At 62.2% G+C, this 17,399-nt stretch carries 14 protein-coding genes; 6 read left to right on the forward strand and 8 right to left on the reverse strand.

Annotated elements, in window-relative coordinates:
* Positions 1 to 56: 56 nt before the first annotated feature.
* From bamA to C4Q27_RS27315, 3 genes are all read left to right on the forward strand, one after another.
* Positions 57 to 2,420 (forward strand): outer membrane protein assembly factor BamA, encoded by a 2,364-nt coding sequence (gene bamA, locus C4Q27_RS27305; protein WP_088513133.1) that lies wholly within the window; start codon positions 57 to 59, stop codon positions 2,418 to 2,420.
* Positions 2,421 to 2,550: 130 nt separating this feature from the next.
* Positions 2,551 to 2,934 carry a hypothetical protein gene (locus tag C4Q27_RS27310; RefSeq protein WP_064492124.1) on the forward strand — a complete coding sequence of 128 codons (384 nt, stop codon included), beginning with the start codon at positions 2,551 to 2,553 and terminating at the stop codon, positions 2,932 to 2,934.
* Between the two features lie 14 nt (positions 2,935 to 2,948).
* Positions 2,949 to 3,914 carry an endonuclease gene (locus C4Q27_RS27315; RefSeq protein ID WP_064492125.1) on the forward strand — a complete coding sequence of 322 codons (966 nt, stop codon included), beginning with the start codon at positions 2,949 to 2,951 and terminating at the stop codon, positions 3,912 to 3,914.
* A gap of 42 nt (positions 3,915 to 3,956) precedes the next feature.
* On the opposite strand, the gene C4Q27_RS27320 is transcribed toward C4Q27_RS27315, so the two are convergent.
* From C4Q27_RS27320 to C4Q27_RS27360, 8 genes are all read right to left on the reverse strand, one after another.
* Positions 3,957 to 4,919: a D-glycerate dehydrogenase gene (locus C4Q27_RS27320; protein ID WP_104887686.1), complete on the reverse strand. Its 963-nt coding sequence runs from the start codon at positions 4,917 to 4,919 to the stop codon at positions 3,957 to 3,959.
* 10 nt (positions 4,920 to 4,929) lie between these two features.
* Positions 4,930 to 6,222, reverse strand: coding sequence for an MFS transporter (locus C4Q27_RS27325; RefSeq protein WP_010954250.1), 1,293 nt, complete (start codon positions 6,220 to 6,222; stop codon positions 4,930 to 4,932).
* 55 nt (positions 6,223 to 6,277) lie between these two features.
* Positions 6,278 to 7,228 carry a sugar kinase gene (locus tag C4Q27_RS27330; RefSeq protein ID WP_104887687.1) on the reverse strand — a complete coding sequence of 317 codons (951 nt, stop codon included), beginning with the start codon at positions 7,226 to 7,228 and terminating at the stop codon, positions 6,278 to 6,280.
* On the reverse strand, positions 7,221 to 8,000 hold the full coding sequence (locus tag C4Q27_RS27335) for a sugar phosphate isomerase/epimerase (RefSeq protein ID WP_020192934.1): 780 nt from the start codon (positions 7,998 to 8,000) through the stop codon (positions 7,221 to 7,223). The genes C4Q27_RS27330 and C4Q27_RS27335 overlap by 8 nt, the downstream gene beginning before the upstream one ends.
* A gap of 64 nt (positions 8,001 to 8,064) precedes the next feature.
* Entirely contained in the window at positions 8,065 to 9,084 is a 1,020-nt protein-coding gene (ptxS, locus tag C4Q27_RS27340; protein WP_010954253.1) for a transcriptional regulator PtxS, read from the reverse strand.
* Between the two features lie 259 nt (positions 9,085 to 9,343).
* Positions 9,344 to 10,591, reverse strand: a complete 1,248-nt coding sequence (locus tag C4Q27_RS27350; protein ID WP_064492129.1) for a cytochrome c — start codon at positions 10,589 to 10,591, stop codon at positions 9,344 to 9,346.
* Positions 10,592 to 10,603: 12 nt separating this feature from the next.
* Complete coding sequence (locus tag C4Q27_RS27355) at positions 10,604 to 12,388, reverse strand: GMC family oxidoreductase (protein ID WP_104887688.1); 1,785 nt, start codon at positions 12,386 to 12,388, stop codon at positions 10,604 to 10,606.
* A 3-nt stretch (positions 12,389 to 12,391) separates the two neighbouring features.
* The gene (locus C4Q27_RS27360) at positions 12,392 to 13,132 is read right to left on the reverse strand and encodes a gluconate 2-dehydrogenase subunit 3 family protein (protein WP_104887689.1); all 741 of its coding nucleotides are present in this window, start codon (positions 13,130 to 13,132) and stop codon (positions 12,392 to 12,394) included.
* Between the two features lie 349 nt (positions 13,133 to 13,481).
* Here C4Q27_RS27360 and icmH point away from each other — a divergent pair, with 349 nt between their 5' ends.
* The 3 genes from icmH to C4Q27_RS27375 are packed head-to-tail and all read left to right on the forward strand — an operon-like array spanning position 13,482 to position 17,399.
* A complete protein-coding gene (gene icmH / locus C4Q27_RS27365) occupies positions 13,482 to 14,330 on the forward strand; it encodes a type IVB secretion system protein IcmH/DotU (protein WP_104887690.1) in 849 nt (282 codons plus the stop codon).
* A 13-nt stretch (positions 14,331 to 14,343) separates the two neighbouring features.
* Positions 14,344 to 16,521 carry a type VI secretion system Vgr family protein gene (locus C4Q27_RS27370; protein WP_104887691.1) on the forward strand — a complete coding sequence of 726 codons (2,178 nt, stop codon included), beginning with the start codon at positions 14,344 to 14,346 and terminating at the stop codon, positions 16,519 to 16,521.
* The gene (locus C4Q27_RS27375; protein ID WP_064492134.1) at positions 16,521 to 17,399 is read left to right on the forward strand and encodes a DUF4123 domain-containing protein; all 879 of its coding nucleotides are present in this window, start codon (positions 16,521 to 16,523) and stop codon (positions 17,397 to 17,399) included. The genes C4Q27_RS27370 and C4Q27_RS27375 overlap by 1 nt, the downstream gene beginning before the upstream one ends.

Genomic DNA, 17,399 nt, shown 5'->3' on the forward strand with positions numbered 1-17,399 from the left:
TGCTTGCGGGTCGCCCGCGCTTGCTGCCCTCCGAATCCGCTTGTCTGGAAACCCCGATGAACTACCCGCGCCTGTTGCTCTCCATCCTGCTGCTGAAAGCCACGTTGGCCCAGGCCTCACCGTTCAGGATCGCCGACATTCGCGTCAACGGCCTGCAGCGGGTTTCCGCCGGCAGTGTGTTCGGTGCCTTGCCGCTGAACGTTGGCGACCAGGCTGACGACCGCCGCCTGGTGGACTCGACTCGTTCCCTGTTCAAGACCGGGTTCTTCCAGGACATCCAGTTGAGCCGCGATGGCAATGTGCTGATCATCAACGTGGTCGAGCGCCCGTCGGTGTCGAGCATCGAGATTGAAGGCAACAAGGCGATCAGCACCGAAGACCTGATGAAGGGCCTGAAGCAATCGGGCCTGGCCGAAGGCGAGATCTTCCAGCGTGCCACCCTCGAAGGTGTGCGTAACGAGCTGCAGCGCCAGTACGTGGCCCAGGGGCGCTACTCGGCCGAGGTCGACGCCGAAGTGGTGCCGCAGCCGCGCAACCGTGTGGCCCTGAAGATCAAGATCAACGAAGGCACCGTCGCCGCCATCCAGCACATCAACATCGTTGGCAACAACGTATTCGATGACGAGACCCTGGGGCAGCTGTTCGAGCTGAAGACCACCAACTGGCTGTCGTTCTTCAAGAACGACGACAAGTACGCCCGTGAAAAACTCTCCGGTGACCTGGAGCGCCTGCGTTCCTACTATCTGGACCGCGGCTACATCAACATGGACATCGCCTCCACCCAGGTGTCCATCACGCCGGACAAGAAGCACGTCTACATCACCGTCAACATCAACGAAGGCGAGAAATACACCGTTCGCGACGTGAAGCTGTCCGGTGACCTCAAGGTGCCGGAAGACCAGGTCAAGTCGCTGCTGCTGGTGCAGCCGGGGCAGGTATTCTCGCGCAAGGTGATGACCACCACGTCCGAGCTGATCACCCGTCGCCTGGGTAACGAAGGCTACACCTTCGCCAACGTCAACGGCGTGCCGCAACCCAACGACCAGGACCACACGGTCGACATCATGTTCGTGGTCGACCCGGGCAAGCGTGCCTACGTCAACCGCATCAACTACCGCGGCAACACCAAGACCGAAGACGAAGTGCTGCGTCGCGAAATGCGCCAGATGGAAGGCGGCTGGGCGTCGACCTACCTGATCGACCAGTCCAAGACCCGTCTTGAGCGCCTGGGCTTCTTCAAGGAAGTCAACGTCGAGACCCCGCAGGTGCCTGGCACCGACGACCAGGTCGACGTCAACTACAGCGTCGAAGAGCAGGCCTCCGGCTCGATCACCGCCAGCGTCGGTTTCGCCCAGAGCGCCGGCCTGATCCTGGGTGGTTCGATCAGCCAGAGCAACTTCCTCGGTACCGGTAACAAGGTATCCATCGGCCTGACCCGTTCGGAATACCAGACCAAGTACAACTTCGGCTTCGTCGACCCCTACTTCACCGCCGACGGCGTCAGCCTGGGCTACAACCTGTTCTACAACAGCACCGACTACAGCGATTACTACGACGATGGGGTTTCGTACTATGCAATCAACAGCTACGGCGCCGGGGTCAGCTTTGGCTACCCGATCAACGAAACCTCGCGCCTGACCTACGGCCTGACCCTGCAGCACGACGACATTTCGCCCGGCACCTACAGCGCTGACGAGATCTACGATTTCATCTCCCGCGAAGGCAAAAGCTTCAACAACCTCAAGGCGTCGATCGGTTGGTCGGAGTCCACCCTCAACAAAGGCGTACTGGCCACCCGGGGCCACTCGCAGAGCCTGACGCTGATGGCTACCACCCCTGGCAGCGACCTGTCGTTCTACAAGCTCGACTACAACGGCCAGGCTTTCCTGCCGGTCACCAGCAACACCACGCTGCGCCTGCACACCAACCTGGGCTACGGCAACGGCTATGGCTCCACCGACGGCTTGCCGTTCTATGAAAGCTACAACGCCGGTGGGCAGGGCTCGGTACGCGGGTTCAAGGACGGTACCCTCGGCCCGCGCAGTACGCCGGCTACCGGGGCCTATTCCAGCGCTGGGCAGGCTTACTATTCCGACCGCGACACCGATGTGCTGGGGGGCAATATCCTGATTACCGGCGGTGCCGAGTACCTGTTCCCGCTGCCCTTCGTGAAGGACCAGAGCCAGCTGCGCAGCTCGGTGTTCGTCGATGCCGGCAACGTGTATGCCGACACCTGCTACCTGTCCACCACCCAAGGCTGCGGCAGCGTCGACCTGGCGCAGATGGCTGTGTCGCTGGGGGTTGGCGTGACCTGGTACAGCCCGATGGGGCCGCTGAGTTTCAGCCTGGCGGCGCCATTGAAAAAGCCGGATAACGCCGAAACCCAGGTGTTCCAGTTCTCGTTGGGGCAGACCTTCTGATGCTGCTCATGAAATGAACCGCGCAGCACGGGGGTTGAGCATTACCCGCTTTTACCCCCGCTTTACCCAAGTTGACAGTCACCTTGCCTAAGCTGGCCAGCACTCGAACCCCGCCCAGCAGGACACCCTCATGCCTCCGTTCACACCCTGTTTCCCTACATCACTGCGCGAAAATGAAATACCCATCGCCCTGCTCGATCTGGTGCAGGAACGCCTGGCCACCCTGCTTGGCCCACGCTTCACGGTGGTACTGGGCGGTAGCGGCAACGGCGATGGTGTCAGTCATTACCACCTCGCAATCCAGCACAACCAGAGCGGGGTTTCCCTGGAGGACTACGGTGACGTCGGTGCCGGTTTCGTCGAGCACCTGCTGCGCATGGGCACCCAAGTGCGGGACATGCTCGACTCAGCCACATTCAACCGAATGGGCAGCGACGACCCTGGCCGACCATTGGTATGGCTCCGCGAGCTGGTCAGCCCCGGGGAAACCATTACAATGCCCGGCCCAACCTGAAATATGTTTTCCCCATGAAATCACTGCTTTACGCCGTAACCTTATTATTTTCCTTTACCCTCCCCGCTCTGGCCAACCCGCCGGCCACCTTCACCGAAGCCAAGGTGGTGGCCAAGCAGAAGGTCTACCTGGACCAGGCCAGCAGTGCCATGGGCGACTTGTACTGCGGTTGCAAATGGACCTGGGTGGGCAAGTCTGGCGGGCGCATCGACGCTGCCTCGTGTGGCTACAAGACGCGCAAGCAGCAGAACCGCGCCGAACGCACCGAGTGGGAACACATCGTGCCCGCCCACACCTTCGGCAACCAGCGCCAGTGCTGGAAGAACGGCGGCCGTGAGCACTGCGTGGACAACGACCCGGTGTTCCGCGCCATGGAAGCCGACCTGTTCAACCTTTACCCGGCCGTGGGTGAGGTCAACGGTGACCGCAGCAACTTCAACTACGGCATGGTCACTGGCAATGCCGGCGAATACGGCCAATGCACCACCAAGGTCGATTTCGTCCAGCGCACCGCCGAACCGCGTGACGAAGTCAAAGGCCTGGTGGCCCGCACCACGTTCTACATGTTCGACCGCTACAAGCTGAACATGTCGCGCCAACAGCAACAGCTGCTGATGGCCTGGGACAAGCAACACCCGGTGTCGGCCTGGGAGAAAGAACGCGACCGGCGCATTGCCGCGATCATGGGCCATGCCAACCCGTTCGTAAGCGGCGAACGCAAGTGGACCGCCGGCTACAAGCCGGTTGGCAGCGGCTTGGTACAGGCGGTGCCGGTAAACGCGGCCAAGCCAGAGGCCAAACCAAGCCTGGCCAGCGCCGGTTCGGTCGGTGCCGTGCTTGGCAACCGCAACAGCCACGTCTATCACCTGTCAGTCGGCTGCCCGGGCTACAACCAGGTTACAGCGAAGAACCAGGTTACCTTCGCAAACGAAGGTGAAGCGCAGGCAGCGGGGTATCGCAAGGCAGGCAACTGCCGCTGACCGTTTCAAAGGCTGCGCGGCCCCTGTGGGAACCGGGGCGCGTCAGCCGTTGACCAGGTTTACCGGCCGCTCACCGGCCAGCGCGCTGAGCAGGTTGTCCACCGCGCAACGCGCCATGGCCTGGCGGGTGTCCTCGGTCGCCGAGCCGATGTGTGGGGTCGCTACCACGTTATCCAGCTGCAACAGCGGCGAGTCGGTCGGCAGCGGCTCGTGCACGAACACGTCCAGCCCCGCACCGCGGATACGCCTGGCCCGCAGCGCTTCGATCAGCGCCTGCTCATCCACCACACGCCCGCGTGAGATGTTCACCAGAATTGCCTCATGCTTCATCAACGCAAGTTCCCGTGCGCCTATCAGGCCTTCGGTGCTGGCACTCAACGGCACCGTCAGGCAAACGAAATCTGCCTGCTGCAACAGCTCATCCAGGCTGCACTGGCATGCGGCATAGCGTGCTTCCACCTCGGGCTTGGCACGCTGGCTGTGATACAGCACGCGCATGCCAAAGCCGGCAGCCGCGCGACGGGCCAGGGCCTCGCCAATGCGGCCCATGCCGACGATGCCTAGCGTCTTGCCGTGCACATCACTGCCAAAATGCGCCGGCCCCAGGTTGGCCTGCCAGCGGCCGTCACGCACCCAGTTCGCCAGCTCCACCACCCGCCTGGCGGTAGCCAGGATCAAGGCAAAGCCTGTGTCGGCCGTGGTTTCGGTCAACACGTCGGGCGTGTTGGTGAGCATCACACCACGCCTGCTGAGTTCAGCAATGTCGTAGTTGTCCACGCCTACCGAAACGCTCGACACCACTTCCAGTTGCGGGGCAAGGTCGAGCAGGCTGGCATCCAGGCGCAGGCTGGCCCCCAGCAACCCGTGCGCCCCCGGTAACGCATCGCGCAGGCGGGCCAGGCCGTCGGGCTGAGTGGTATCCACCCAGGTCACCTCGACGCGATCTTGCAGGCGTGCCATCAGGTCGTCGGACAGGCGTTTATACAGGACGATTCGCTTCTTCATTGCAGGTTTCCTAATGGTTCATGGCCAGACGCGAGCTATCGCGCTTTGCCCGGCCAGAGGTCTGGGAAGTATTGAGCGCAGCGGTAAGCGCCACTGCCGTCAGCAGCGCACCGCACATGAACAGGTAAGAGGCGCCGGGCCCGCCCGTAGCCCCATTGAGGTAGCCCACCAGCCACGAACCGCCAAACGAGCCCAGCGCCCCCATGCTGTTGATCAGCGCCATGGCGCCGCCTGCGACGTTGGCCGGCAGGATCTCGGGCACGATCGCGAAGAACGGGCCATAAGGGGCGTACATGCAGGCACCAGCGACCACCAGCAATGCATACGACAGCCAGAAATGCTCGCTGCCCAAGGCGTAGGAACCATAGAACGCCAACGCGGCAATCAGCAGCGGCGGCCAGACGAAGCGCTTGCGCTTTTGCAGGCGGTCGGACGCCCAGGACACGCCCACCATTGCCAGCACTGCCGCCAGGTAAGGCACCGAGGCCAGCCAGCCGGCCTGCACGATATCGACGTTCGCCGCCTGCTTGAGAATCGACGGCAGCCACAGCACGAAGCCATACACGCCGATGCTCCAGCAGAAGTACTGCAGCGCCAGGATGATCACTTGCGGCGAGCGGAACGCTTCGCGGTAGTTCTTTACAGGCTTGATACCCTGCTGCTCGGCAGCCAGCGCCTGCGCCAGGGCGGCCTTTTCCTGCTCGCTCAGCCAAGCCACCTGGGCCGGGCGGTCATCCACCAGGCGCCACCAGAAGAACGCCCAGATCACGGCAGGCAGGCCTTCGATGATGAACATCCAGCGCCAGTCGTAATGCTTGATCAGGTAACCGGACACCACCGACATCCACAGAATGGTCACCGGGTTGCCCAGCATCAGGAAGGTGTTGGCGCGCGAACGCTCGGCCCGGGTGAACCAATGGCACAGGTACACCAGCATGGCCGGCATGACCGCAGCCTCCACTACCCCGAGCAGGAAGCGGATGCCGATCAGCATGTAGACGTTGCTGACCATGCCGGTAAGCGTGGCAAGGCCGCCCCACAGGATCAGGCAGACGAAGATGAGCTTCTTCACGCTGCGCTTTTCAGCGTAGATGGCGCCGGGCACCTGGAAGAAGAAGTAACCGAGAAAGAACAGCGCACCCAACAACGAAGACAGCACCGGGGTGATGTGCAGGTCTTCGGCCATGCCGGAGGCGGCGGCGAAGCCGTAGTTGGCGCGGTCCAGGTACGCCAGGCTGTAGGTGACGAACACAATCGGGATAATGTACCACCAGCGGCGAGGTGCCAGGCTTTGGCTTTGCATGGTTTGTTTCTCCTGAGCTTGTTGTTTTTGTTGCAACAGGTGATTCGGGGTCGGCTCATGCGCTTCTGCGCAGGTCGTAGGCCTCCAGTTCATGGCGCAGCGGCAGCCCTTCCATGTCGCCCCGCGACTGCACGGCACGGCTGCCGCACCAGTTGCCGCGCGCTACCGCCTCGGCTACCGGACGGCCCTCCAGTAACGCGCTGAGCACACCGACGGCAAAGGCATCACCTGCACCGACGGTGTCCACCACGCGGCTGACTGGCACGGGGGCTACCTGCCCTTCGCCCTTGGCGCTGCGGAAGTAGGCGCCAGCGTCGCCCAGCTTGATCACCACCAGTTCCACCCCTTGGTCCAGGTAGAACGCGGCGATATCGGCCGGGGTGTGCTGACCAGTCAGCAACCGCCCCTCTTCCAACCCCGGTAAAACCCAGTCGGCCTTGGCCGCCAGGGCATTGATTTCTCGCACCATGCTGCTTTGATCGGGCCACAGCGAGGGGCGCAGGTTGGGGTCGAACGATATGCTGCGACCGGCTGCGCGCATCCCGTCCAACAGCGCGTGGGACAGCGCCCGACAGCTGTCCGACAGCGCCAGCGGAATACCGGTAGCGTGCACGTGGCGAGCCTGCAGCCAAACGGGGCTCACTATCGCAGGTGACAGCCTGCTGGCCGCCGAACCGCGGCGAAAGTACTCCACTGCCGGGTCGCTGCCATCCTCGCTGCGGGCCTTGAGCTGAAAGCCCGTCGGGTAGTTGGCATCCACCTCGACACCGGAACAGTCCAGGCCTTCGCAGCGCAAGCTGTCGAGCACGAAACGGCCCAGCGAATCGTCACCAACCCGGCTCAGCCAGCGCACCTTGAAACCCAGCCGCGCCAGGCCGATCGCCACGTTGCTGTCGGCGCCGGCGATGCGTTTGCCAAACTGCCCGACACCGGCCAGGTCACCGGCTTGCTCGGCGACGAACATGGCCATGGTTTCGCCGAAACACAGCACGTCATGTTCATGCATGGTCCAGCTCCTGCGCCGCGCCCAGTGCAGAAAGGTGACGCACATGGGCCCGGGTAAGCGCCAGCAGGTCTTCGCCCACCAGGGGGTACTCGACGGCGCGCACCACGCCCGGCGCGAACTCGGCCATCAGCGCTGCCCACTCCTGCAGGTCCGCAGCCTGCGGCGGTATGGCAACCAGACGGCCATCGGCCCGGCGCTGCACAGCCTTGCAATGCACATAGCGCACCCAACGGCCTAGCTGCCTTGCAGCTTGCCGCGCAGGCTCGGCTTGCCACTGCCAGTTACCGATATCGAACGTCATGCCCAGGCGCAGCCCAAGCGGGTCGACACGCTGGAAAAACTGCAGCATCGGTTCGATCCTGCCACCTTGTGCGGTCTGATCGTTTTCCACCAGCAACAGAGGCCCCTGCGCAGGCAGCAGCGACGCCAGGGCCGTCACATCGCAGTGCTCATCGAAGTGCCCCAAGGAAACCTTCAGCGCCACCGCGCCAAGCGCCCGGGCAATTTCCAGCTTCTGCACCAGCAGCGGGTCGGGCACGCCTTGCGCGGTCCACAGTTCAAGGGGGGTGGAGTACAGGCATTCCAGGCGCAGCGCGGCAATGACCCTGCCCAGCGCAGCTGCGTCCGGTGCGCTGGCGAACAATTCTTCGCGCAATTCGACGCGACTGACGCCAGCGGCTGCCAGCAGGTCCAGAAACTGCTCCTGGCCACGTTGGCGCACAAAGTCGGCGCCGTAGCTGGAGAGACTGATGGAAACGGGGTTCGCTTGCATTGTTCTTGTCCTTATGAAACCGGTTTCATTTTTGATCAACAGCAGGCAAAAGCCTGCCGTTTTCTTACTGGGGTTGGGTTGAACCGCGGATGATCAGGTTGGCCTTGAAGTCGATGCGCCGGGCTGCGCCGCTGTCGCCGCGCAAGCGACCGAGCAGGCTTTCGAAGGCCGCCACGCCGATACGCTCGGTGGGCTGGGCCAGTGCGGTGATGCCTTTGCCGACCAAGGGGTACCAGTCGAGGTCGTCGAGGGCGATCAGCCCGACATCGGCAACCAGGTTGCGCCCGGCCTCGAGCAGCGCCCGGGTGACCGCCAAGGTGGCAACGCCGTTGAAGGTGAAGATGGCTTGCGGACCATGACCACTGTGGGCAAGAAACGAAGCCAGTTGGCCCTGCAGCCCGGCGCCGATTTCCAGTACCTGCTGACGCATGCCTGGCCGTCGGCTGATCGACGCGCCGAATGCCTGCACCCGCTCCAGGCGTGAACTGGTGCCATCGAGGGGTTCGCTGACCGCCAGGATGTCGCGGTAGCCCTGGGCTTGCAGGTGGTCAAGGGCCTGCTCGACTGCGTCAGCATTGTCCAGGCCGACAAGGTCTACATTCAGCTCGGGCAATTGGCGGTCGACCAGCACCATGGGGATGTCACGCTGCAGGTTAAGCAGTTCGCCGGGGTGGTGACCAAGCGTGTTCACGATCAGCCCTTCGACGTTGTAGCTCTGCAGGGCCACCAGGTGGTGACGCTCCTGCTCGTCGTCGCGGTTGGTGTTGCACACCACCAGGCTGTAACCATGCTGACGGCAGGCAGTTTCCACACCGTGCATCACGGCCACTGAATAGGGGTTTAGGATATCGGCCACCAGCATGCCGATCAGTCGCGTCTGGCCGCGCTTGAGGCCGCGAGCCATCTGGTTGGGGCGATAGCCGAGGCGTTCGATGACCTCTTCCAGCCGCTTGGCCGTGGCTTCGGCCAGCAATTGGCGGTCGCCACCGATGTAACGGGAGACGGTGGCTTTGGAAACGCCAGCAACACGCGCCACTTCGCTGATGGTGACCCGTTCGCGGGTATGGGCAGGCGCGTCGGTCATGGGTTTTCCTTATGATTGTTTTAATAGTGATGAAACCGGTTTCAATACAGCAAAAATGCGCGGGTTCGTCAACATGCCGTTGGTCGGGCACGAAGATAGTAAATGTTAAATCGCATTAAGAATATTTCATAGGTTATTGATAGTTATGAATTTATATCTGTGGGGCAGGGCCTACCCTGGAATCTGATTACGATGGCACGGGCTTCGCCCGTGTTCGCGGGTAAACCCGCTCCTACGGGCGAGGGTGCAGAAATACACGTCAGCGGAGCGACTTCACATCACCGGCCGTAACGGCACTGCCCTGGTTACCCCAGCTGCTGCGGATGAAATTCACCACCTCGGCAACCTCCTGGTCGCTCAGGCGCCAGCCGAAAGCCGGCATGGTGAAGTTCGACGGCGCAGCGTGCGTTGCCGGTACCGTGCCACCGGCGAGCACCACATGGATCAGCGACGTGGCATCCGCCGTCTGCACCACCGGGTTGCCGGCCAAGGCCGGGAACACGCGGGTGTAGCCCTGCCCGTCGGTGCGGTGGCAGGCCGCGCAGTTGTCGATGTACACCGCCGCCCCAGGCTTGCTGTCGTCACCCTTCCATAGCGCATCGGCTACCTGCTTGTCGTACACATGCGGCTGGTCATCCGGATTACTCGGCGGCAGGGTTTTCAGGTAGCGGGCGATAGCGGTCAAGTCAGCATCACTCATGTGCTGCATGCTGTGCTCGACCACATCGCTCATGCCACCGAACACGGCGCTGCGATCACTGCGCCCAGTCTTGAGAAACTGCACCAACTGCGCTTCGCTCCAGCTGCCCAGGCCGTCTTTGTGATCGCCACGCAGGTTCTTGGCAATCCAGCCTTCCAGCGGTGCGCTGCCGGCCAGAAACTGCTCGCCATCGGCCGCGCTCAGGGCCTTCTCCTGCATGGTCAGCGCCCGCGGCGTATGACAAGCGCCACAATGCCCTAGGCCCTCGACCAGGTACGCACCGCGGTTCACCACAGGGTCAGCTGTCGCCGATGCCTGCCAGGGCTTGGCCTCTGGTGCGAACACGCCGCGCCAGATTGCCAGTGGCCAGCGCATGCTCAGCGGCCAGGGAATGTCAGAGGCCTTGTTCGCCTGCTCGACAGGCGCCACGCCCTTCATGAAATAGGCGTACAGCGCCTGCATGTCCTGCTCGCTGACCCGTGCATAAGACGGGTATGGCATGGCCGGATAGAGCGTACTGCCGTCCTTGCCGATCCCCCTGCGCACGGCCTGGTCGAAGTCTTCGAAGCTGTACTGGCCAATGCCACTGGCCGCCGGGGTGATGTTGGTGGAGTACACCGTGCCAATCGGCGTTTCCATCGGCAACCCGCCGGCAAAGGGTTTGCCGCCTTTGGCGGTATGGCAGGCCACGCAGTCACCGGCGCGGGCCAGGTACTCGCCCAGGCGTACCTGCGCATCGTCATTCGCTACGGCCTGTGCAGCCACACCGGTACCCAGCACCAGGGTGGCGATCAACAGTGTCTTCATGCTCATCGCTCCTCAAGCCTGGACCAACGGACCGGGGTTTTTCAGGTACTGCTCACGGATGGCGCGGGCCGACCAGTACGTGAGCGCAGCCACCAGCCCGGTCGGGTTGTAACCCAGCCCCTGCGGGAACGCCGAAGCCCCCGGAACGAACACGTTGTGTACGTCCCAGCTTTGCAGGTAGCGGTTCAGTGCACTGGTCTTGGGGTCGGTGCCCATGATCGCCCCGCCGTTCAGGTGGGTGGTCTGGTAACTGGTGGTGTTGAAGTGGTCCTTGACCTGCTTGCCCAACACGGCAATGGCCTTAGGGTTCATCGCCTGGGCGATCTTGCTCAGCTTGTCGACCATGAACTGGTTCATCTTGATGTCGTTTTCCTGCCAGTCGAACGTCATGCGCAGCAGCGGCTGACCGTAGGCATCGCGGTAGGTGGGGTCCAGGTCCAGGTAATTGCCACGGTAGGACTGGTGTGCGCCGTGGGCGTCCATCGACACCTGGTGGTTGTAGTAGTCGGCCGTGGCTTTCTTCCAGGCACTGCCCCAGGCCGGTGTGCCCGGCGGGTTGGAGGTGCCGGCAATCGGCCGGCTGCCGGCCTGGTTCACCCACATTGGCGAACCGCCGACGAAGCCGTGCGGGCCATGGTCGAAGTTGTCGGCGTTGAAATCGTCGATGGCAATGCCATTGCCACCCGCGCCGATGAAGTTGTTGGTGTAGGTGTCCTTGTCGAAGAACGCCTTGACTGTCCCCATGTTCTGATAGGCGAAGTTACGCCCGACCACACCTTCGTTCTTCACCGGATCGTAAGGTTTGCCAATGCCGGAAAGCAGCATCAGACGCACGTTGTTGAACTGGAAAGCGGCCAGAATCACCAGCTCTGCCGGCTGCTCCACCTCGCGTCCCTGGGCATCGATGTAGGTCACGCCGGTGGCCTTGCGCTTGCTGTCGTCCAGGTTCACCCGCAGCACATGGGCATTGGGCCGCAACTCGAAGTTGGGCACCTGGCGCAGCGCCGGCAGGATATTCACGTTGGGCGAGGCCTTGGAGTACATGTAACACACGTAGCCGCTGCAGAAACCGCAGAAGTTGCAAGGCCCCATCTGCGCCCCGTAGGGGTTGGTGTATGGCCCCGACGTGTTGGCCGACGGCAGGTTGTAGGGTTTGTAGCCCAGGCTGGTGGCAGCCTTTTCGAACAGCCTTGCCGATACAACGTTCTTCTGCGCGGGCAGCGGGAACGGGTTGGAACGGTCCGGCGCATAGGGGTTGCCGCCCTTCCCTTCACCGACCACCTGGCCTTTGACGGCCCAGGCCTGGCCTGAAGTGCCAAAGACCTTTTCGGCAAAGTCGAAATAGGGCTCCAGCTCTTCGTAACTGACGCCGAAGTCCTGGATGGTCATGCCTTCGGGAATGAACCTGCGCCCGTAGCGCTCTTCATAGTGGCTGCGCAGGCGCAACTCGACGGGGTCGACCCGGAAGTGCACTCCCGACCAGTGCAGGCCCGCGCCCCCCACGCCCTTGCCCGGCAGGAATGCGCCCAGCTGGCGATTGGGCAATGCCACATCATTCACGCTATGGCGGACAGTGACGGTTTCTTTCGATACATCGACGAACAGCTTCTTGCGCACGCTGTAGGTCAGCTCATCGATCACCTGCGGGTAGCTGCCTTCGGGGTAGGTATCCTGCATCGGCCCCCGCTCCAGGGCTACCACGTGCAGCCCGGCCTCGGTCAGCTCTTTGGCCATGATCGCACCGGCCCAGCCGAAGCCGACGATCACCGCATCCACTTTGTTCAACACCGTCGCCATGCCTCAGGCCCTCTCACCACGGATCGATACAGCCGGGAACGGGTAAGGCTCATTGCGCTCGACCCAGTCCATGAAGTCGGCGCGGGCGCCGGGGAAGCCGATCTGAGTCCAGCCGACCATGCCTTTGTTGCCGCCATGAATCGGGTCGCAGAAGAACCCTTCACGCGTGTTTTGCACCAGCAGGCTGAAGAACACCTTGGCCGGAACGGTTTCGAAAACCAGCTCTCCTGCCTCCAACTTGCTGAGAATGCGGTCCCGGGTAGCGCTATCTTGCGCAGCAAAAACCTGTCCTCCATTGGCCTTGCACCAGCCGTCCACGGCAGCGATGCCCAGGCGATAGATTTGTTGCGGGCTGAGCTGCAGCTGGTAGCCCAGCTCGGGCGCGGCGTCGGCGTTGAACGGCCCTTGCATGTACCACTGTGCACCAGTCGCGTAGGGGGTATTCATCTGCCGGTCGATGAACTCGGCGGCACCCGCTTCGAGTGCCCCTGGGCCAAGCTCATCGGCCGGGATGATGCGCGACACGGCAGCCTGAACAAAAGCCCACTCTTCGGCGCTGAAGAATGTCGGTCGATAGTCGCCCGCAGGTGGCGTGGCGGGCACGTTCGGTGGCTGTTGCGGGGCCGCAAGCAGCTGGCTGGCGCCTGCGCCAAGCCCCGTGCTGGCCACGGTAACGACAGGGATCAGGGTCAAGGTCTTGCGCAGAAAATCCCTGCGCGGGTTGTCTGGGGCATGCTCAGGCATTGCGAATCCTCATCGGCTGTGGGGCGGCCTTGATAAGCGCCATCTGATTTTCAATTGAGAGGTGATCTTGATAGGCCATCAAGAGACAGCCGAATAATCTAGCGCGTTCAGAAAGGTTTTGAAACCGGTTTCATGCTTTGCCTCCCAACCTGTACAAAACATCATTTTTTTGACAAGAAACACTTAAAAACAACTTTTAGCGAAACTTCTTACAACGCATTAGGAAGTTTCAATCTGTCTCAAAAATTGATTCCTCGTTAGTCTTCAAACTTTCGCAAATGCTTGCGCCCCGCCGCATGGAAGTAGGTGCACTGCGAGTGTTTGACCTGCCAAGAGACGAGGATCAAGGATGCCCAAAGAGTCCGAGCGCACTGGCAAACCAGTGCCCGCCCACCAAAAGCCAATCCTGCTTGAAGACACAAATGAAACCCCACGGCCTGCTGGTGGCGCGGGTCCTGAATACGCAACAGACCTGACCAGCTACCCGGCCGACCCGGACTTTCAGCTACGCGGCGGCTACGACAACCTCATGCTCGACGCGGCAAGCCAGCTGTTCGGCCTGGTCATTCGCCTGCGCACACTGGATGACCTGCCCAACATCCAGTTCGTGCACAAGACCGTGCAAACGCAGATCGGTACTATCCGCGAGGAAATGCGACAGCACGGCTATTGCGCGGTCCATCAGGAAGTCTATTCCTACGCCTTGTGCCTGCACCTGGACGAGGCCGTGATGACCCGCCCCTGGGGCCAGAACTCGTGCTGGAGCCACGAACCGCTGCTGAGCATCTTCCACGACGAAACCCAGGGCGGCGAAAAGATCTTCGTGCTGCTCGAGCGCATCATGCAATCGCCAAAGGAATTCCAGGATGTGCTGGAGTTCCTGTACTTCTGCTTTTGCCTGGGCCTGCAAGGCAAATACGCCCTTGACCCCAAGGGCGAAGAAATCCTTCGCGCGCTGATCAGCCGGATGCACAAGGTCATTCGCCAACTGCGTGGCCCCACGCCGGAAACAGTGAGCGACCCCTATAGCAACGTCGTCCATTGCCCCCACCGTATGCGCCGCTGGCAGTGGCCCTGGTGGACCCCGCTGGTCATCTCGGTCATCGCCATGGTCTGCGCCTACAGCTACTACAGCTACCGCCTCGACCTGCTAACCGCCGAAGTCCTCGAATCGCTCAACGCCATTCTGCAACAGTAACGGGGGACGCCACATGCCCAGCCAATCCGATCTGCGCTTCACTTTCCAGCCGCTGGTTGGCCGTAGCGAGTTTGAGGTGGTGTCGTTCGAACTGGACGAAGCCATCAGCTCACCGTTCCGGCTGCAGCTGGAGCTGATCAGCTTCGAAGACGATGTCGACTTCGGCCAGCTCCTCGACAAACCGGTGCTGTTCACCCTCTGGCAGGGTGAGCGCCCGTTGCGCTACGTGCACGGCCTGGTCAGCACCTTCAGCCAGGGAGAAACAGGCTTCCATCGCACCCGTTACCGGGCACTGGTCGAGCCCATGCTGGCCCGCGCCGGGCTACGCTCGAACTGGCGCATCTTCCAGCAGAAAACCGTGCCGCAGATTCTCGAGATCATGCTCAAACGCCAGGGCGTGAATGCCTACGAGCTCAAGTGTCTCGACCCGCATCAGGTGCGCGAATTTTGCGTGCAGGCCGGTGAAACAGACCTCGACTTCATGGCCCGCCTGGCCGCCGAGGAAGGCATTGTCTACCGCTTCGAACACACGCCGAAACAGCACTTGCTGGTCATCACTGACCGGCTACTGGCGCTGGGGCAGATCAGCCGGGGGGCCATCAAGACCGATGACGAGGATGAAGGGTTTCACAATGACGACGTTGGCCCCGATCAGGTGCTGTACCGATCCGTTGGAGGCGGCGATCAGGCCAGGCCTTGCCTGCGGCGCTTGCGTTACAGCGAACAGGTTCGAACAGCGCGGCAGGTGCAACGGGACTACACCTTCACTCACCCACAATACCGTCAGGAACACCAGGCTTACGACAATAGCAACACCCATCAATCGCTGAACTATGAGCGCTTCGACTACCCCGGCCGATACAAGCGTGATGCGGTCGGGGTTCCGTTCACTGCCACCCGCCTCACGGCCCTGCGCCATGATGCACGCATTGCCGAAGTGGAAGGCGACGATGTGCGCCTGCAACCGGGGCTGAGCTTCACCCTCATCGAGCACCCGCGTGAAGACCTCAACGTGCACTGGCGCACGGTCAGCGTGCATCACGAAGGCACCCAGTTCACCAGCCTGCAGGAAGAGGCCGCCGGCTCGCAGCAAGGCACCCGCTACAAACAGGAAGCATTGCTGGTTCCCGGCAGGACCGAATGGCGCCCGGCCCCCCTGCCCAAGCCACGCATCGACGGCCCGCACATGGCGACGGTGGTCGGGCCCAAGGGCGAGGAAATCTATTGCGACCAATGGGGCCGGGTGAAAGTGAGCTTTCCTTGGGACCGGGAAAGCGAAAACAACGAGTTCAGCTCCTGCTGGGTGCGCGTGTCGCAAGGTTGGGCGGGGGGCAGCTGGGGTTCGATGGCCATCCCGCGCATCGGCCAGGATGTGATCATCCAGTACGTCAACGCCGACCCGGACCAGCCGATGATCACCGGGCGCACCTATTGCGGTAACCAGTTGCCGCCCTATGACCTGCCCGAGCACAAGACGCGCATGACCATCAAGAGCCAGACCCATAAAGGCGAAGGCTTCAACGAGCTGCGCTTTGAGGATGAACTGGGTCGGCAGGAGGTGTTCATTCATGCCGAGCGGGACCAGAACAACATCGTCAAGCACGACGAAACCACACGCGTGGGTAACGATCGTACCGAACGCGTCGAACGAGACGAGACGATTTCGATCGGTCAGGACCGTCGCGAAGACATTGCCCGTGACGAGTCTGTTGGCATCGGCCAGAACCGGGTACACGAAATCGGCAACGACGACAGCCTGAGCATCGGCCGCAACCACAGGATCACCACAGGCAAGGACCGAATCGAACAGGTAGGGAACCACCGGCAGGACATCACCAAGGCAAACCACACGGTAGAAATCGGCGGCCACCGCGAACAGGTGGTTGCCGGTCACAGCACGTTGCAAACGGGCGAAGCCATCCGGCACACCACCAAGGTTTATGACATCCAGGTCAGCGAAAGCCTGACGATCCGCAGCCCCGCAGGGCTTTTGAGAGTCGACGGCGCCGGTATCACGCTGGACGGCCTGGCGCTGGCCTTCAAAGGGCCTGTCAGCCAGCAGGCTACGGGTAGCAATCGCGTCACTTCAACGTCTGGCGTACCAGCGCCGGGCGAGCCCATTTGCCTCAGCTGCCTGCTCAAGGCGATCGCCGACGGCCACACCATCATTCGCATGGAAGGAGCAAGCTGATGCCCAGCCCATTTGTCAGAGCAATGGTCGATGTGCTGCGGGCATCCGATCACTATCGCCTCAGCGCCATCGTGGAAATGGCCAATTTGACACCCAAGGTGCAGGAACAACTGACCGGGCACTACACGGGCCGCTGCTGGCCACTGCTGCAGCAAGCCCAGTTCAGCAACCTGCGGACAGCAGGCCCTTGGTTGTTCGGTTCGCGCCTCGGTTCCGATGTCTCGGCCCAGTACGACTTCCAGTGGCAACTTGAACAAGGTGCTGCTGGCGCCGTGTGCGGCTGGATAGTCAGCGCGCTTCCCGCTGCCCGGCTCGCAGGACACTTGAGCCACGCCAACATCGTCACGGGCACGGACGGCCACTCGTACCTGTTGCGCTTCCACACCGCCGCGGCGCTGCTAGTGCTGGATAGGCACCGTGAGCTGCCTGGGGTAAGCGAATGGCTGGCCCCCATCCATCACTGGTGGGCACCCGTGGCACACCCGAGCAAGCGGTTGTGGATGCAGATATCCGGGGGGGATCAGCCTCAATCCACGCACTGTCCGCCAATCACGTTGAACGAAGCGTGTTGGGCCGAACTGGCGGGTGACCCGCTGAGCTATCAACTTGCCGAGTTGCTCAAGAACGAGCAGTCCTGCCCGACCTTGCACGCTGCCTGCCACGGCACACGGGTTGGCTTGATTCAGCACTATCTGGATCAGGCGCGCGCGCAAGGCCTGGGACGTGAAGAAGACCTTATCAGCTATGTGCTGATGCTGGCTCGCGGTGGCGAACAGCTCAGTAGCTCGCCAGCCTGGCAGGAGGCGATTGCCGCCACGCGCGAGCAGCAGACATCCCTGATGGACAACGTGCAGCGCTGCCTGCGCACCAAGGACTGA

Source organism: Pseudomonas sp. SWI36, assembly GCF_002948105.1.
In the GTDB taxonomy this organism is placed as follows: domain Bacteria; phylum Pseudomonadota; class Gammaproteobacteria; order Pseudomonadales; family Pseudomonadaceae; genus Aquipseudomonas; species Aquipseudomonas alloputida.

Coding starts and splice junctions, on each gene's coding strand:
- bamA (WP_088513133.1), top strand. CDS start 57: ATGAACTACCCGCGCCTGTTGCTCTCCATCCTGCTGCTGAAAGCCACG.
- C4Q27_RS27310 (WP_064492124.1), top strand. CDS start 2,551: ATGCCTCCGTTCACACCCTGTTTCCCTACATCACTGCGCGAAAATGAA.
- C4Q27_RS27315 (WP_064492125.1), top strand. CDS start 2,949: ATGAAATCACTGCTTTACGCCGTAACCTTATTATTTTCCTTTACCCTC.
- C4Q27_RS27320 (WP_104887686.1), bottom strand. CDS start 4,919: ATGAAGAAGCGAATCGTCCTGTATAAACGCCTGTCCGACGACCTGATG.
- C4Q27_RS27325 (WP_010954250.1), bottom strand. CDS start 6,222: ATGCAAAGCCAAAGCCTGGCACCTCGCCGCTGGTGGTACATTATCCCG.
- C4Q27_RS27330 (WP_104887687.1), bottom strand. CDS start 7,228: ATGCATGAACATGACGTGCTGTGTTTCGGCGAAACCATGGCCATGTTC.
- C4Q27_RS27335 (WP_020192934.1), bottom strand. CDS start 8,000: ATGCAAGCGAACCCCGTTTCCATCAGTCTCTCCAGCTACGGCGCCGAC.
- ptxS (WP_010954253.1), bottom strand. CDS start 9,084: ATGACCGACGCGCCTGCCCATACCCGCGAACGGGTCACCATCAGCGAA.
- C4Q27_RS27350 (WP_064492129.1), bottom strand. CDS start 10,591: ATGAAGACACTGTTGATCGCCACCCTGGTGCTGGGTACCGGTGTGGCT.
- C4Q27_RS27355 (WP_104887688.1), bottom strand. CDS start 12,388: ATGGCGACGGTGTTGAACAAAGTGGATGCGGTGATCGTCGGCTTCGGC.
- C4Q27_RS27360 (WP_104887689.1), bottom strand. CDS start 13,132: ATGCCTGAGCATGCCCCAGACAACCCGCGCAGGGATTTTCTGCGCAAG.
- icmH (WP_104887690.1), top strand. CDS start 13,482: ATGCCCAAAGAGTCCGAGCGCACTGGCAAACCAGTGCCCGCCCACCAA.
- C4Q27_RS27370 (WP_104887691.1), top strand. CDS start 14,344: ATGCCCAGCCAATCCGATCTGCGCTTCACTTTCCAGCCGCTGGTTGGC.
- C4Q27_RS27375 (WP_064492134.1), top strand. CDS start 16,521: ATGCCCAGCCCATTTGTCAGAGCAATGGTCGATGTGCTGCGGGCATCC.